The organism is Bradyrhizobium sp. 31Argb, assembly GCF_043638955.1.
Classification (GTDB): Bacteria; Pseudomonadota; Alphaproteobacteria; order Rhizobiales; family Xanthobacteraceae; genus Bradyrhizobium.
Genome location: NZ_JBEGDB010000035.1, coordinates 1 through 16,526 on the forward strand (window position 1 = coordinate 1; position 16,526 = coordinate 16,526).

A 16,526-nucleotide genomic window follows, 5' to 3' on the forward strand; every position below is an offset into this window, starting at 1 on the left:
CCGCGCGAAACTACTTCGCCGTCGTCGCCATTGCCGCCACTCTGCTCTGGATAAGGTAACTGTCCACACGGCCTAGCGCGGAGGCAAGCTGCACAGGCGCAACGAATGGCAGTCGCTTGGCATCAACCGGCTTCATGGTGCTCTCTTCTCTATCGATAACGCGGTCAGCTTTTTCCCGAGGTCTACGCGCGCGTTCTGCGACAGGGATGCCGAAGTGATCTTGAAGATGCCGCAGAAACACGGCGGCGATGGCACAAACCGCATAGCCGAAGTGTCAGAATATCTGCCACTTCTTCCCGAAACAAAAACCGAGTGTTGCTGTTCTGGCACAAGTTTCGCGGGTGAAATCATCTATGCTCGCGGGTGGAATTGGAATGCAGACACAACCGTCGCAACAAGTCCATCGGCCGTCCGATCCTTAAGCGACGCCGAAGAGGGGGAACGATATGAAGAAGTTTTTGCTGGGCACTGTAGGTTTGATTGCACTCGGCGCGACCGCTCCGGCGCTGGCCGCTGATATGGCGGTCAAGGCGCCACCGGCTCCGCTTCCGGTGATTTACAACTGGAGCGGCTTCTACGTCGGCGCCAATGGCGGCTGGGCCCAGAGCCGCAATTGCTGGAATTTTATCGACGCTTTCGGTGGCGTGTTCAGTGACGGGTGTCGCGAGCGGTCCGGCGGCGTGGTCGGTGGGCAGATCGGATATCGGTGGCAGTTTGGCGGCGGCTGGGTGGCCGGCGTAGAGGCCCAAGGGGATTGGGCCGATCTCCGGAACACGCGCGCCAGCCTCATCGATCCGTTTTTCTCGACGCGCGTGAAAACCGACGGCATCGGCCTTTTCACCGGCCAGATCGGCTATGCCTGGAACACATCACTGCTGTACTTCAAGGGCGGCGCGGCGGTGACGAGCAACCGCTTCAGCGTACTCGACACGCTTACCGCCTTTGAATTTGCCTCGTTCAGTTCGACCCGCTGGGGCGGTAGCGTGGGTGTCGGATATGAGTATGGCTTCGCACCGAACTGGTCGGTCGGTGTCGAGTACGACCACCTTTTCATGGGCAATGCGAACAATTCGTTCTCGGTGGTCAATCCCATCGTTGTCGGCGCGATCAATCGGATCAGCCAGGACGTGGACATGGTCACGGTGCGCGTGAACTACCACTTCAACTGGGGCGGCTATGCCCCACCGGTTGCTGCCCCTTACTGATGGACTGTTAATCTCCAGCAAACTTTAAGCCCCGGGCATTTCCCGGGGCTTTTTGTTGAGCCGGCCCGCTGTTTGCCCCGCGCCGGCGACGACAAAAATCTTGATCTATATCAATTGCATCCCCGCCTCGCGCACAAAGCTATTGCAAGGAAGACGGCCTCGGCGCCGGTCCGTCGGCTCATTGCCTTGTGACGGCTTGGCTGTCGAGGTTCGCGCAGGGGGAGACGCGGGTTCTGCCGATGAGAATAGGCATGGACGCAATCAAGCTGCCGATCTGGCTGCGCATTGCTGTGGTCGCCGGGCTGCTTGCTCTGGCCGCGGGTGCAAGTCTGTTCGCGTACCGCTGGTATGTCCGGCCGGTGACACTCTCGATCGCGGTCGGGTCTTTGGATGGCGAGGCGCCAAGAGTCGTATCCGCGCTCGCGAGCCGGCTCACTGAGGTGAACGCGCCGGTCCGGCTCAAGGTTGTCGAAACCACTGGCGCACTTGAATCGGCCAACGAGTTCGCCTCGGGCAAGACCGACCTCGCGGTGGTCCGCGGCGACGTCGGCGACTTGTCGCAGGCGCAAGCAATCGTTGTCCTGGCTCAAGCGGTGGCGTTGCTGGTCGCACCACCGGGATCGTCGATTACCGACATGACCGGCCTGAAGCGCGTCACTGTGGGGGTGGTTGGAGGCGAGACCAATCAGAAGATCGTCAGCGTGCTGACCAAGGAATACGCCCTCGATCGCGCCAATGTCGTGTTCAAGAACCTTGCGCCGGCGGACACGCGCCGGGCGGTCGATAGCAAGGAGGTGCGCGCCGTCCTGTTCGTGATACCCGTGACCGAGAAGTATTTGTCGCTGGTGCGAGGGCTCTTCACCCAGAGCGGGAAAGCCGCCCCGGTTCTGATCCCGATCGACGCTGCGGGAGCAATTGCCGAGAAGGAACGCGCGTACGAGAGCTTCGACATCCCCAAGGGTACGTTGCGGGGCTCCCCTCCGATTCCGGCAGATGATGTCACGACCTTGAAAGTTTCGTTCTACCTGGTTGCCAAGAAGTCGCTTGATAACGACCTGATTGCTGAATTCACGCAAGCCTTTACGAACGCGCGAAGAGACCTGTCGGGCGAACTGCCGATCCTGGCGCAGATGAAGGCACCTGACACCGATCCCGGCGCCTATCTTCCGGTTCATCCAGGCGCCGCAGAGTTCTACAACGGCACCCAGCAAGGCTTCCTGGACAAGTGGAGCAATGCGATTTTTCTCACTCCAATGGCACTTGGCGCGCTTGCCTCAATCCTGGCGGCGGCCTGGAAATTTCTCAAATCCGGCGAACTCGAGACCAAAGAAACCGCGCTGGATTCGCTATACGCGCTGGGACAAAGGATTCGAAAGGCTGAAACGGAATCGGAGCTGTTCGAGATTGAAAATCAAATCGACGAAGTCCTGCGTGCGCAGCGTGCCAGAGCGGGGACCGACGACGAAGGCACGCTTGATGCCGCTACCCTCAATGTCGCCGCCCATCGTCTTGAGAACCTCATCCATGATCGCAAGGCAGCGCTGGCTGCAGCAAGCCCAGAGCCTGGGTCGAAAGCCAGGTCGTGAGGGTTTTGGCAACCGGGTCGGAGTTCGTCGCCATGGATTGCATTGGAGACGGTGCGTGCGTGTCTTCAACTTCTCATGAAGCCTTCGCACTCGGCTTCCGCCCATGCGAGGGTCTTCTCCATCGCTTCACCTTGCGAGTAGCGTAGGCCCATCTTGGTCAGCGTCGCCTGCGAGTAGATTTGCTGCGCGACTTTGGGCGGTGCTGGCGAGGCCGCAATTGACAGCTTTTGATGGTTATAGGGATTTGGATAATGATAGAGCGTGCCCTTCGGCGGCTCCGCTTCCGCCCAAACCTCCAGCGTCGTGAGGTTCGCGTAGGCCGGCAGGTCATAGCCGCCGCTGGCGACCACCAGCCTCTCAATCGATGACGGCTGCGAAAGATGTACCAGCAGGCTCTTGGCGGCCGCCTTGTTCTTCGAGAATTGCCAGATGGTCCAGAAGAAAGGCACGTAAGGCGCGAAGCGGCCCCTTGGGCCGGACGGAAAGCCGTGGGTCCAGCATTGCTTGGCAACTTGCGGAGCGTCGCGCTTGGCGACCGCCCAGGCGCTCGGCGGGTTCATGATCAGCGCGCCCCTGCCGGAAATCAGCCATTTGTTGTTGGAGGCGTCGTCCCACGCCGCGACGTCTGATGGCAGGAAGGCGATCAGCTTCTTGTAGAAATCGAGGGCCTGCCGAACGGCGTCCGTCTTGACAGTCAGGTTGCCCTTGGCGTCGACGAGTTCTGCGCCGAACGATTGGAAGACGGCCCCGGCGGTATCGGTACTGTCCGCGGTCTCGCCGAGACCGATGCCGAAGGGGAAGCCGCCCTTCTGGCAGGCCTCGGCCGCCTTGAGGAACGTATCCATGGTCCAGTTGTCCGCTTTCGGCGGGCTGCCGGCCGGATACATTTCCTGCACGTCGATATCGGCGTATTTCTTCATCAGGTCGATACGCGAGCAGGGCCCCTTGATCTGGCTGCCGACGCAAGACGGAACGCCGAGCCACTTGCCGTTGGCCTGGCTGAGATATTCTACTGTGTAGTTGACCGCGCCGTTCTGCTTGACGATCGGCGCCATGATGTCGTTGACGGGCTCGAGGAGTTCGGCATTCGCATGCGGCAGCCAAGTCGTCATAACCAGGATATCGTGGCCGGATCTTGCTTGCGCTTCGGCGGAGACGGTCAGGAGGATCTTGTTGCCCTGGCTCGTGATGTAGTCGATCTGAGCCTCGACCTTTTCCTTCGCAGCCCATTCATTGACGAGATCGGTCAAGGTCTTGTTAGCGCCCGGCACCCAGTGGTCCCAGAAACCCATCGATAGTTTGCCGGCGGCGTAAGCGCCGCGCACATATGGTGCAGTGATGAGCGCTGCGGACGACATGGCAGTCGCACTTACAAATTGTCGTCGCGAAAGCTTTCGTGACATTGTTCCCTCCATGCTGGCCAATTGGTGTTTGTTTTTTGCGCTTCGTCGCAATGCGCGGAAAAGCGAGCGCGCAAGCCTATGGTGACTTGCTTCGCGTGAGATTGAACAGAATTGATTGATCAAAACACTGCATCGCTAAACGACCCGCGGCAGCAGCGCATTATTGCGGAATTCAATGCCTAAAGTTGTATTGGAGCAAGCTGTATAATCCGACAGCCACTCTGTCCCAACGTTTCTTTCCGTCATCGGATCGCTGCAAAACCAAGAAGCGAAAGACTTACAGCTCCGATTGGGCTGCGCCGCGTTCTGGAGGAACGGTCGCTCGCCGGCCAGTCGAGATAACGGGGAACCTTGCCATGGCGGCTGCGCCCGGGCGACTATTGTGCCGGGGTCAAGCCATGCCTTTCCAGGACCTGTCCCTGTTGGCCCCGGATCAGATCAGAGGCCTTCTCGGCTATCATGAGAACACATGCATTTATGTGCCCAGATACGATTGTTGGCATGACTGACGCGTCGACGATCCGAAGCGAGGTCGCGCCAAGGACGGAAAGCTGGCTGTCCACGACGCGACCGATTCCGCAGGTGCCGCACGGATGGTTTGCGGTGATCGCCGTGCTTCGAATCCACTGTTCAACGTCGCCGTCCGATTGGACGCGCGAAGGTCCGGCTGATTTTCCCGCCAGCGCGGCAACCGCCGGATGAGCGGCCAATTCGAGACCGATTTTTGCTCCGCGCAGCAACGTCGCGAGGTCGTCCGGGTGCTGGAGGAATCCATTGCGGATCCTCGGTGCATCAAGCGGGTTGGTCGATCGCAACGCGACCTCGCCGCGACTTTTTGGATGCAGCAATGTTGGACGGATCGCAAAGCCGTCTTCAAAAGCCGGACGAATCCCCGGGAACCAGACGTAGGGCTGAGCGGCCGTCCCCCGAAACATGAATTCGATGTCCGGCGCCTCGAGCGAAGGATCGGTCTTGACGAACCCGAAGAGATACCTGGGAAGCATTGTCCCAGGTCCGGTCCCAAATAGATAAGCTCGGACCAGGGCTAGCGAAATTCGGTCAAGGCGCATCGTCCTGTGGAAGGCACCCGGCGTGGGGCGGCTCCAGTTGAACCATGCAGCAAGGTGATCTTGCAAATTCTGGCCTACCGGCAGATCGATAAGCGTTTCGATCCCAAGAGAGGCGAGATGCTTCGTCGGCCCGATACCCGACAACATGAGCAAATGTGGCGTGTGATACGCGCCCGCACACAGTATGACCTCTCGATCCGCCATCACGTAGGCGCTTCGCCCACCGCTGCCGTACCGCACTCCCACCGCTCGGGTACCCTCAAAAACGATTTGAGTCGCTTGCGCTCTGGTATGAAGTACCAGATTTGCGCGCTTCAGCGCGGATCGAAGGTAGGCTGAGGCTGTCGTCTCTCGACGGCCTTTCCATGTGGTATTTTGGATTATCCCGAACCCCTCGTGCGTTTCTCCATTGAAGTCGTTCGTGAATGTGAAGCCGAGGTCGCGCGCAGCGGCGAGCCAGGCGTCGAACAGCGGATCGCTTGAGCGCGAGAACTCGACGTGTATCGGCCCCGATCCGCCGCGCAAGACGCTTCCTCCTTCCTGCCACGTTTCACAACGTTTGAAGTAAGGGAGAACATCGCTGTAGGACCATCCTTGGGCGCCCGCGCGAGCCCAGCCGTCATAGTCGGCACGATCGCCGCGCGTGAATGCCATCACGTTGATCGAGTGAGATCCGCCCAACACTTTCCCGCGCTTTGCGGGAATCACGCGGCCATTGAGCCCGGCATCAGGCTCGGCCATCAGGCCCCAATCGTAGATCCCATACTCATGAAGCTTTCCTAGTCCGATCGGAATGCGGACCAGCGGATTTCGGTCGTATCCACCTGCCTCGAGCAAGAGAACAGTTGAATTAGCATCCTCGGAGAGACGGCTCGCCAATACACAGCCCGCGGAGCCTGCTCCAACAACGATATAATCGTACGATCGTCGTTTCAATTTTTCGACCCTCCAGAGCGCGATGCTCGCACAAAGCAATGCAATGGCCCTGTCGTCAGAAGTAATCGATCATCAAGACTCAACAAGCCAGATGCCGTAGCGTTGAATGCGACGTCCTATGTGAATCGTCATTCGGATCGATTTCCACTTTGCAGGTTACGTTTCAGATGTAACGGAGCTTGGTTCCGGACGCCGAAACGGAAAGCTCCTCGGACAAGCCGTCCATAAGAGGAACGACCGCTCGCCGGTCAGTCGAGATGACGAAATGGAGGAAACTACCGGCGCATAACGAGCGCTGATCAATGGAGCTCGATGCGGACGCCTTTGGCGCCATTGAGCAGCCGCCTCAAATGATAGCTGGCGAGCGGATCATTGGCATGCGTTCCGACCAGTGCGGCGAAAGCCGGCATGGCGGCGGCGTCGCCCGACTCGAGCTTGGCAAAGGCGGTCGCATATTGCGCGGCGGCCGGCGCATCGAATTCCGCCGCCGATAAGGGCTCGTGGGCGCGCAACGGCTCGCTGCGTCCGCGCAGCACAAGATCGCCAACGGGGCGTCCCTTGAATTCCTGTGCCGCGCCTGCGACCGCGCCACTGACGCAGATCCGCGTGCCCAGCGCCTTGTTCGCCGCTTCCAGCCTGGCGGCGGTGTTGATCGTGTCGCCGTAGGCCGTGTAATCGAAGAAGCGGTTGCCGCCGAAATTGCCGACCAGCGCCGGGCCGGCGTGCACGCCGATCCGCGTGGCACCGAAATTCACGCCTCTCTGTTTCCAACGCCCGCGAAACGCCTCCGCCCATTCGTCGAGCGCCTGTGCGCAGGCGATGGCGCGGGTGGCGTAGTCGGGCTGGTCGCCGGGCGCATTGAACAGCACCTGGATTGCATCACCGATCACCTTCGCCACCGTTCCCTCATGCGCGAAGACGACATCCGTCAGGCCGCCGACATATTCGTTGAGCAGTTCCGCCAGCACCTCGGGTGCGGCCGTCTCGACGAGCGAGGTAAAGCCCGTGATATCGGTGAAGATCACGGCGACCTCGCGCCAGCGCACCTCCATGTCGTTGCCGGCGTCCCCGGCGGCAAGGCGCTTGGCGAGTTCGGGCGAGAAGTAGCGCGACAGCGAAGCGTGGGCGCGCTCCGCTTCCATCTGACGGCGGCGTGCCTCGCGCAGGATCTCGATGTGACGCATCGTCTTATCGATCGTCGTTTCCAGGTCGACGAAATCGATGGGCTTGGTCAGGAAGTCGAATGCACCGCGATTCATCGCGGTGCGTATGTTGCTCATGTCGCCATAGGCCGAGACGATGATGGTCGACTTCTTGTCCTCTGCCTCCTGCAGTCTCGCCAGCAGCGACAGGCCATCCATGCGCGGCATGGCGATGTCGGAAACCACAAGATCAACATGGGGATGCTGCTCGATCGACTGAAGGGCTTCAAGGCCGTCACGCGCGAAGACGAAGTTCACCAGCCCGTCGCGAATCTGCCGGCGGAATTTCTGGAGCACGAGCGCCTCCAGATCCGGCTCATCGTCGACTACGAGAATGGTGGCGGTCATGCGGATTGTCCCAGCCTCGCGTCGATCTCCTGGCGGACCTCACCGAAGTCGATCGGCTTGGTCAACAGGCCCTCCGCGCCTCGCTCCAGCGCCCTCTTGCGCGTCGCGGCGTCTCCGTAGGCCGTGATCATGACCACGGGAACGTCAGGCCGCCGGGCGCGGACCTCCGGCAGCATCTCGAGCCCGTTCATCCCGGGCATATTGATGTCGGAGAAAATCAGAATCAGCGAGTGCTCGCCGACGTCGGTGATGCGCCTCAAGGCTTCCGGCGCCGACCCGGCGAAATCCATCACAAAGCGCTGGGCGCGAAGATCACGGCGAAATTGCTGGCGGAACAAGGCCTCCACATCGGGCTCGTCATCCACCACCAGAACCATCACACTCACGGCTAACCTCTGTTACTATCCGAAAAATTGCTTCTGCGCGGCAGCAGGATGGTGAACTCGGTAAACTCGCCGGGCTCGGTCTCTACATTGATCGTGCCGCCATGCTGCTTCACGATGATGTCATGGCTCATGGAAAGTCCGAGGCCGGTGCCTTCCCCTGGCGGCTTGGTCGTGAAGAACGGGTTGAACATCTTCTCTTTTACCTCGGGCGGAATGCCGACGCCGTTGTCGCGGATCCGGATCTCGACGTATTCGCCACGGCTGAGTGTGCTGGCACTGACCTTCGGTTCAAATCCCGGACCATTTTCGCTGCCGCGCTTGGCGACCGCATAGAAGCCGTTGGAAATCAGGTTCAGCAGCACCCGAGTGATCTCCTGCGGGAACACCTCGATCGTGCCGGCGTCCGGATCGAGGTCGCGCCTGAGGGTAACGTTGAACTGCGGCTTCTCGGCGCGCGCGCCGTGATAGGCGAGGTTGAGACTCTCCTCGACCAGCGCGTTCACGTCGGTCGGCCGGTGGTCGCCGCCGCCCTCTCGCGAATGTAGGAGCATGTTCTGACGATGGAATCGGCGCGTTTGCCGTGCTGCACGATTTTTTGCAGATTGTCCTTCAGGAGCCCGCTCAGTTCATCTATCTCGCCGCGAATGCTGTCAGCGAGTGACGCTGATGCCAGCATATCGCTCAGCTCGCCCGTCAGTTCCGTGGAAAGTGCGGCAAAGCTCGCAGGCGCTTTCGACGATTGCCTTCAATGCCGGACCGACATCTGTCGGCGAGGAGGCAATCACCTTCAGGATGTTGGCGCTGCCGGTCTGATGGGTCAGGGCTTCCTGCAGATCGCGGGACTTGGCCTGCACTTCGTTGAACAGCCGCGTGTTTTCGATCGCGATCACGGCCTGATCGGCAAATGTCCTGAGCAGGGCGATCTGGTTGTCGGCGAACGCGCCCGCTTCGGCGCGCGAAACACCGATCGTGCCGATCGCAACGCCTTCGCGCAGCATCGGCACGACAATGATGCTTCGATATCCTCTGGCGCGTGCCATGTCCCTGACGATCTGGGGGACATCGGGTTCGGTTTCGATATCGGTGCGAAACGCGATGGTAGAGCTCTGCGCGACCCGGCTGTGAATTCCCGATGATGTAAGCGGGGTGGGGAATGAATTCTCTATCTCCCTGTCTCCGGCTTCGCTTCCAGCAGTACGAGCTGCGAGATGAAGCATGTCGCCGACAACGCGTGTGACAAGCCCCGTTTGGCCCCCGAGCAGCCGCCTCGCACTTTCGGCGATGGCGTCGAATACCGGCTGCACGTCGGTTGGCGAGCTCGCGATGACGTTGAGAATTTCGGCTGTCGCGGTCTGCCGCTCCAGCGCTTCCCTCGTCGCGTTGAACAGCCCGACATTCTTGATCGCGATCACGGCCTGGTCGGCGAAGGTCTGCAACAGCCGGACCTGGTGCGCGCCGAACGTGCCGGTCGCCCGGCGCGTGGTGATGATGATACCGATGACCTCGCCCTCGCTCACCAGCGGGGCGAACAACATGCTGCGATAGCCGCGTGCACGCGCGATGTCCCGTGCGGCCGGCTCGAGCTCAGTGTCGGGCAGTTGCGCGGCCGTACCGCCCGCCACGAGCTGGTAGGGCGGGAATTGAGCGAAGGGCATTGGAAACGCCGCCTGCAGCGCAAGGTCGCCGGCGGGATCGGTCGGGGTGAAGGCCGCCAGATGGGCGGCGCCGCTCGCATAGCGAAGCACCGCGGTGGAAAAGCCGCCGATCAGCCGGTTGGCGTTGGCCGCGATGGCCTCGAACACCGGCTGCACGTCGGACGGCGAGCTTGCCATCACATTCAGGATATCGGCGGTGGCGGTTTGCCGCTCCAGCGCTTCCCGTGTCTCGTTGAACAGACGCGCGTTCTCGATCGCGATCACGGCCTGATCGGCGAAGGTCTGCAGCAACTGCACGTGATCGGCGGCAAACGCGCCCGGCTCGGCACGCGTGACGCTGATCATGCCGACGGGCGCTCCCCTGTTCATCAGCGGCATGAACAAGACGCTGCGGAAACCGCGCAGCCTTGCCAGCTCCTTGTTCAGTTGCGGGACGTCGTCGGCCTCGCTGTCCGGAAATTGAACCGTCTTGCCACCGCGAACCAGGGCAAAGGTCGGAAAGTCCGCGATCTGTCGCGGGAATGATGATCTCAATCCTTCGTCCGCTGCGGGACTGATCGGCGTGTACGCCACCAGATGAAGCTCGTCGCCGATGAATTGGAGCACGGTCGCGGAGAAGGCGCCGAGCAGGCGCTTGGAGCTGGACGCGATGGCCTCGAACACCGGCCGGGCATCGGAGGGGGAGGCTGCGATGGTGCGCAGGATCGCGGCGCCCGCGCTCTGGCGATCACGCGCAACCGCAAGCTCGCTTTGCAGGCGTGCATTCTCGGCGGTGCCGGATCGCAATTGCTGCTCCAGCTCGTCGATCCTGCGCCTCAGCTCGGCGGTCATATCCTGGGAAAGCGCGGTCATTCGTGATCCGGTTCAGCACCGCTGCGCAAGCTGGCGCACTGCACGGCCGACGGAGGCCGGCCAGCCAAGGTTGCCGCATTATCACACCCCGCCCGGCCGGGGGCCAGTGCCCGCGGCGTGCCGGCATCTTCGCTCGAAAGCGCTCCGGTCACCTCACCTGGCGTTTTTCCAGCTTTCGGGCCAGGGTCCGGCGGTGCATGCCGAGCCGCCTTGCGGCTTCGGAAATGTTGAAATCGGTTTCGATCAGGGTCTGGTGAATGCGTTCCCATTCCAGGGTCTTGATCGAGGTGGGACGCGCGGCCACTTCGACATCGGCGTTGCCCTCGGCCTTGCGGAAGGCGGCTTCGATGTCGTCAGTGTTGGACGGCTTGGCGAGATAGTGGCAGGCGCCGAGCTTGATGGCTTCCACCGCGGTGGCGATGCTGGCAAATCCGGTCAGCACCACGATCAGCATCTCGGGATCGTGCACATGCAGCGCTTCCACGCAGGCCAGCCCCGAGGCGCCGCCCAGCTTGAGGTCGACCACGGCATAGCCGGGCGTTTTCTCTTCAAGCACTTCCCGGACCTCGTCGAGCGAGGCCGCTACGACGACCTGATAGTCGCGCCGCTCGAACGAACGTTTGAGGGTGCGGGCAAAGCCCTCGTCGTCCTCCACGATCAAAAGCAGCCGTTCATCCGTCAAGGCTGCCTCCGATCGCAAGCGTTGCCAGGGGCAGTTCGAGGCTGATGGTTGCGCCTCCCTCTGCATTGTTTCGCGCCGTCACGACCCCGCCGAGCTTGCGCACGACGTTAACGACCAGGAACAGGCCGAGGCCGCTTCCCGGGCGTCCCTTGCTCGACTGGTAGGGCTTGCCCAATTGCGCCAGCATTTCCGGCGCAAAGCCCGGTCCGCGATCGGTGACCGACAGGACGAGCCGGTCGTCGGCGCGCTCGGCCGCGAGCTCGATCCAGTCGCGCGACACCTCGGCGGAATTGTCGAGGACGTTGAAGATCGCCTGCTTGAGCGCGACCTCGGAGACAACAGGCAGGTCGGCGCCGAACTCGTTCCGGAAGTACAGCGTGGCGGACGGGCGCGTGGTGCGCCACTCCTGGACCAGCGCCGCGAGAAATGCAGTCACAGTGGTCGGCGACGATTCTTCGCCGCGCGCCTCGCCGGCCGAGACGAGAATACCCGTGACGATCGACTTGCACCGTTGCAGCGACGTCTCCATCTCGAAGAGATCGTCCGAGAGCTCCGGATTCGATGTGAGGGCCGGCATGCGGCGCCAGTCGCTCAGGATCACCGACAGCGACGCCAGCGGGGTGCCGAGCTCATGCGCCGCCCCGGACGCAAGCAGGCCCATCCGGACGATGTGATCCTGCTCGGCGGCATGCTGGCGCAGCGCGGCCAAATTCGCATCGCGTTTCCGCAGGTTGCGGTTGATGCGCGTCACGAACACCACGAGCAGGACGGCATTGAGCGCAAAGCCGATGAACATGCCGGCAACATGAAGGCTGAACGGATCGCTGAAGCCGTACTGCGGCAGCCCGAGCGGGCGATGGGCGACGGTCAGCCCGGCGAAGCTCAAACAGGCCAGTCCGACCAGCGACCAGGTCGAGCGGGCGTCGAGCAGGACCGCGCCGAGGGTCACCTGCAGAAGGTAGAGCGATGTGAACGGATTGGTCGCCCCGCCGCTCAGATAGAGCTGGCCGGTCAGTGCGGCGACGTCGAGCATCAGCGCGAGGAGGAGTTCGCGATTGTTGATTTCCGCCCGATACCGTACCCAGACCAGGCTCAACAGGTTGAGCGCCACGAGGGCTGCGATCACGCCGGCCATCGGCAGGATCGGCAGCGCAATGCCCAGCCACCGGTCGACGAACGCGATCGTCACGATCTGGCCGATCACCGCGGTCCAGCGGAGCTGGATCAGCAGCGCCATGTTCTTGCGGTTGGTCGTGTCGTCGGTCGATTTTGGAGCATCCAGCGCGACCGGGGCCGTGCCGGCGCCGGCCCTGGCCGGCAGCGTCATGGCCTCGTCCGCCGTTTTCCCGTGGTCATGCTGATCCGATATGCGCTCGAGCATCTGGGCCCGTCTTGCGAGATAAATTGCGTGCGGCGGCCACCAGGCTCCGCACGGCATCGCGCCGCGCATCGAAGTCGCGGACATGGTCCCTGCCGCGCAAAGCGCGCAGGAGTGCAGCCGCCAGCATAATGGCCATGGCGAACCATGTCAGCGCGTAAATCAGGTGGTTGTTCGGGAACCTGACCACGGTTAGCCCGCCGATCGGGTAGCCGCCGGGATTGGGGGCCGCGTCGGCATCGATGAAGAATGGCGCGACCTGCGACAGTCCGCGCGCTGTGGCGATCGCAGCGACATCGCGCGAGTACCAGCGGTTTGCCGCCGGGTCGTTCGTGCGCAGGAAGGCCCCCTTTGGCTCGGTGATCCGCAGCAGGCCGGTGATGCCCACCGTGCGGGGCGGATTTCCCTCGCGCCGCGTTGAAGGATCTCGCCGCTCCGGGGGAACAAAGCCGCGATTGACCAGGACCGTGGCTCCGTCCGTCGTCTGCAGTGGCGTCAGGACCCAGAAGCCGCGGCCATAGTCGGTCACGGCCGCCACCAGCGTCTCGCGCTCATGCAGGAAATGGCCGCTGACGGTCACGCGCCGGTATTCGTCGCTTGACGCGGTGATCGCGTGCCACGACGAGGGCGAGGGCAGCGGCTGAGGGGCTGCATGCTGGCGCTGCTCGACCCGGTCGATCAGCGCCAGCTTCCACGTCCTGCGCTCAAGCTGCCACACGCCGAGCGCGGTCAGCGCGACGACGCCCAGCGCCGCGAGGGCGACCAGCAGCAGCGAGAGGGCAGATGGGCGCGCCGTCACTGCATGGTGCTCATGTCATGCCCCGGCATCATGTTGACGTTGAGGTGATGCATGACCCACAGCGTTCCGGTCAGCCCGATCACCACCATGATGATGGTGAAGATCAGCGCCATCATGGTCCAGCCGCCCTCGGAGCGGGTATTCATGTGCAGAAAATACACCATGTGGACCACGATCTGGATCGCCGCCAGCGCCGTGATGGCAAGCCCGGTGAGCTGCTTGTCTCCGAGCGCGCCGCTCATCACCAGCCAGAACGGGATGGCGGTGAGGATGACGGAGAGGCCGAAGCCGATCAGGTAGCTTTCGCGCGAGCCGCCGGCATGGTGCTCGCCCTGTCCGTCTGCAGGATGTGCGTTGGGTGCGGGTTGCAGGGAGTGAGTATCGGCTTTCATCGGAGCATTCCCATCAGGTAGACAAAGGTGAACACGCCGATCCAGACCACGTCGAGGAAGTGCCAGAACATGCTGAGGCACATCAGCCGCCTGCGGTTGGCCTCGATCAGGCCATAGCGGGCGACCTGCACCATCAATGTCACCAGCCAAACCAGGCCGAAGGTGACGTGCAGGCCGTGGGTGCCGACCAGCGTGAAGAAGGACGACAGGAAGGCGCTGCGCTGTGGCGTCGCGCCCTCGTGAATCATGTGGGCGAATTCGAACAGCTCAATGCTGATGAACGCCAGGCCAAACAGCCCGGTCACCACCAGCCAGGCCTGCATCGCACGGACGCGCGACTTCTCCATCGCCAGCATCGCGAAACCATAGGTGATCGACGACAGCAGCAGCATCGACGTGTTGACCGCCACGAGTGGGAGGTCGAACAGATCCTTGGGCGCCGGACCCGCCGCGTAGTTGCCGCCGAGCACGCCAAAGGTGGCGAACAGCATCGCGAAGATGAGACAGTCGCTCATCAGGTAGATCCAGAAGCCGAGCATAGTGCTCGCGCCTTCGGGATGATCGTGCTCGTCGACGACGTAGAAGACCGGTTCGGAGCTTTGTGGAGGGACGACGGCGAGTGTCATGACTTGGCTCCAGCGGCAAGCACGTGCGTGCGCGCATCCTCCACCCGGACGACCTCATCGGCCGGGATGTGATAGTCGCGGTGATAGTTGAAGGTGTGGCCGATCGCGACCGCGAGCAGGCCGATGAAGCTCACCGCGGCCAGCCACCAGATGTACCAGATCAGGCCGAACCCCATCGCCGTGGCCAGCGCGGCGAGGATGACGCCCGTGCCGGTGTTGCTGGGCATGTGGATCGGCTTGAACCCGGTGAGCGGACGCCGATAGCCGCGGCGCTTCATGTCCCACCAGGCGTCGTTGTCATGGACGACGGGGGTGAAGGCGAAGTTGTAGGCCGGCGGCGGCGACGACGTCGCCCATTCCAGCGTGCGGGCATTCCAGGGGTCGCCGGTCACGTCCTTCAGCGCTTCGCGCTTGAGCACGCTGACTGCGATCTGCACCAGGAAGGAGATGATGCCGAGGAAGATCAGGAAGGCGCCAATGCCGGCGATGACGAACCAGATCTGCAGGCTTGGGTCATCGAACACCCGCAGGCGGCGGGTGACGCCCATCAGGCCGAGCACGTAGAGCGGCATGAAGGCGAAATAGAAGCCTGTCACCCAGAACCAGAACGACAGCTTGCCCCAGAACGGATCGAGCCTGAAGCCGAACGCCTTCGGAAACCAGTAGGCGATGCCGGCAAATGCGCCGAACACCACGCCGCCGATGATCACGTTGTGGAAATGCGCGACCAGGAACAGGCTGTTGTGCAGGACGAAGTCGGCCGGCGGTACCGCCAGCAGCACGCCGGTCATGCCGCCGAGCACGAAGGTGAACATGAACGCGACCGTCCACATCATCGGCAATTCGAAGCGAATGCGGCCGCGATACATCGTGAACAGCCAGTTGAACATCTTCGCTCCCGTCGGGATCGAGATGATCATGGTGGTGATGCCGAAGAAGGAATTCACGCTGGCGCCCGAGCCCATCGTGAAGAAGTGATGCAGCCAGACCAGATAGGACAGGATGGTGATGACGACGGTGGCGTAGACCATCGAGGTGTAGCCGAACAGGCGCTTGCCGGAGAAGGTCGAGGTCACCTCGGAGAAGATGCCGAACGCCGGCAGCACCAGGATGTAGACCTCGGGGTGGCCCCAGATCCAGATCAGGTTCACGTACATCATCGGGCTGCCGCCGAAGTCGTTCGTGAAGAAGTTGGTGCCGATGTAGCGATCGAGCGACAGCAGGGCCAGCACCGCCGTCAGCACCGGGAAGGAGGCGACGATGAGGACGTTGGTGCACAGCGAGGTCCAGGTGAACACCGGCATCCTCATCATCGTCATGCCGGGCGCACGCAGCTTGACGATGGTACAGATCAGGTTGATGCCTGATAGCGTCGTGCCGACGCCGGCCACCTGCAGCCCCCAGATGTAGTAATCGACGCCGACGTCAGGACTGTAGCCGATATTCGACAGCGGCGGATAGGCGAGCCAGCCGGTGCGGGCGAATTCACCGACGAACAGCGAAATCATCACCAGCACCGCGCCGCCCACCGTCATCCAGAAGCTGAAATTGTTCAGGAAGGGGAATGACACGTCGCGCGCGCCGATCTGCAGCGGCACCACATAGTTCATCAGCCCGGTGACCAGCGGCATGGCGACGAAGAAGATCATGATCACGCCATGGGCGGTGAAGATCTGATCGTAGTGGTGGGCGTTGAGATAGCCTTCGGAGCCGCCAAAGGCGATCGCCTGCTGCAGGCGCATCATGATGGCGTCGGCAAAGCCGCGCAGCAGCATCACGATGCCGAGGATCATGTACATGATGCCGATGCGCTTGTGGTCGACGGTGGTGAACCACTCGCGCCACAGATAGCCCCACAGCCGGAAATAGGTGACGGCGCCGAGCAGGGCGACGCCGCCCAGCGCCACGACGACGAAGGTGCCGACGACGATCGGTTCATGCAGCGGCAGCGATTCCAGTGTCAGGCGGCCGAAAATCGCTTTGGCGAGGGAGGAAGTATCGAACAT

12 protein-coding genes and 1 pseudogene are annotated in these 16,526 nt (G+C 62.2%); 2 read left to right on the forward strand and 11 right to left on the reverse strand.

Annotated elements, in window-relative coordinates:
* The first annotated feature begins 446 nt into the window (after nucleotides 1-446).
* Nucleotides 447-1,205 (forward strand): outer membrane beta-barrel protein, encoded by a 759-nt coding sequence (locus tag AAFX91_RS09695; RefSeq protein ID WP_394566294.1) that lies wholly within the window; start codon nucleotides 447-449, stop codon nucleotides 1,203-1,205.
* Between the two features lie 251 nt (nucleotides 1,206-1,456).
* Nucleotides 1,457-2,791 (forward strand): TAXI family TRAP transporter solute-binding subunit, encoded by a 1,335-nt coding sequence (locus AAFX91_RS09700; RefSeq protein ID WP_394566325.1) that lies wholly within the window; start codon nucleotides 1,457-1,459, stop codon nucleotides 2,789-2,791.
* A 65-nt stretch (nucleotides 2,792-2,856) separates the two neighbouring features.
* Here AAFX91_RS09700 and AAFX91_RS09705 read toward each other — a convergent pair whose 3' ends face one another.
* The 11 genes and pseudogenes from AAFX91_RS09705 to cyoB form a co-directional block, all read right to left on the reverse strand.
* Entirely contained in the window at nucleotides 2,857-4,194 is a 1,338-nt protein-coding gene (locus AAFX91_RS09705) for an ABC transporter substrate-binding protein (protein WP_394566295.1), read from the reverse strand.
* 377 nt (nucleotides 4,195-4,571) lie between these two features.
* A complete protein-coding gene (locus AAFX91_RS09710) occupies nucleotides 4,572-6,239 on the reverse strand; it encodes a GMC family oxidoreductase (RefSeq protein WP_394566296.1) in 1,668 nt (555 codons plus the stop codon).
* A gap of 260 nt (nucleotides 6,240-6,499) precedes the next feature.
* A complete protein-coding gene (locus tag AAFX91_RS09715) occupies nucleotides 6,500-7,750 on the reverse strand; it encodes an adenylate/guanylate cyclase domain-containing protein (protein ID WP_394566297.1) in 1,251 nt (416 codons plus the stop codon).
* The gene (locus AAFX91_RS09720) at nucleotides 7,747-8,136 is read right to left on the reverse strand and encodes a response regulator (protein WP_394566298.1); all 390 of its coding nucleotides are present in this window, start codon (nucleotides 8,134-8,136) and stop codon (nucleotides 7,747-7,749) included. Before AAFX91_RS09720 ends, AAFX91_RS09715 begins: the two co-directional genes overlap by 4 nt.
* A 2-nt stretch (nucleotides 8,137-8,138) precedes the next feature.
* Nucleotides 8,139-10,643: pseudogene (locus AAFX91_RS09725) on the reverse strand (GAF domain-containing protein).
* 148 nt (nucleotides 10,644-10,791) lie between these two features.
* Nucleotides 10,792-11,325, reverse strand: coding sequence for a response regulator transcription factor (locus AAFX91_RS09730; RefSeq protein ID WP_394566299.1), 534 nt, complete (start codon nucleotides 11,323-11,325; stop codon nucleotides 10,792-10,794).
* Nucleotides 11,315-12,706 (reverse strand): ATP-binding protein, encoded by a 1,392-nt coding sequence (locus AAFX91_RS09735; protein WP_394566300.1) that lies wholly within the window; start codon nucleotides 12,704-12,706, stop codon nucleotides 11,315-11,317. The genes AAFX91_RS09730 and AAFX91_RS09735 overlap by 11 nt, the downstream gene beginning before the upstream one ends.
* Nucleotides 12,678-13,502, reverse strand: a complete 825-nt coding sequence (locus tag AAFX91_RS09740) for an SURF1 family protein (protein WP_394566301.1) — start codon at nucleotides 13,500-13,502, stop codon at nucleotides 12,678-12,680. Before AAFX91_RS09740 ends, AAFX91_RS09735 begins: the two co-directional genes overlap by 29 nt.
* Entirely contained in the window at nucleotides 13,499-13,894 is a 396-nt protein-coding gene (gene cyoD, locus AAFX91_RS09745) for a cytochrome o ubiquinol oxidase subunit IV (protein WP_394566302.1), read from the reverse strand. The genes AAFX91_RS09740 and cyoD overlap by 4 nt, the downstream gene beginning before the upstream one ends.
* Nucleotides 13,891-14,520 (reverse strand): cytochrome o ubiquinol oxidase subunit III, encoded by a 630-nt coding sequence (cyoC, locus tag AAFX91_RS09750; RefSeq protein WP_394566303.1) that lies wholly within the window; start codon nucleotides 14,518-14,520, stop codon nucleotides 13,891-13,893. Before cyoC ends, cyoD begins: the two co-directional genes overlap by 4 nt.
* Complete coding sequence (gene cyoB / locus AAFX91_RS09755; RefSeq protein WP_394566304.1) at nucleotides 14,517-16,526, reverse strand: cytochrome o ubiquinol oxidase subunit I; 2,010 nt, start codon at nucleotides 16,524-16,526, stop codon at nucleotides 14,517-14,519. The genes cyoC and cyoB overlap by 4 nt, the downstream gene beginning before the upstream one ends.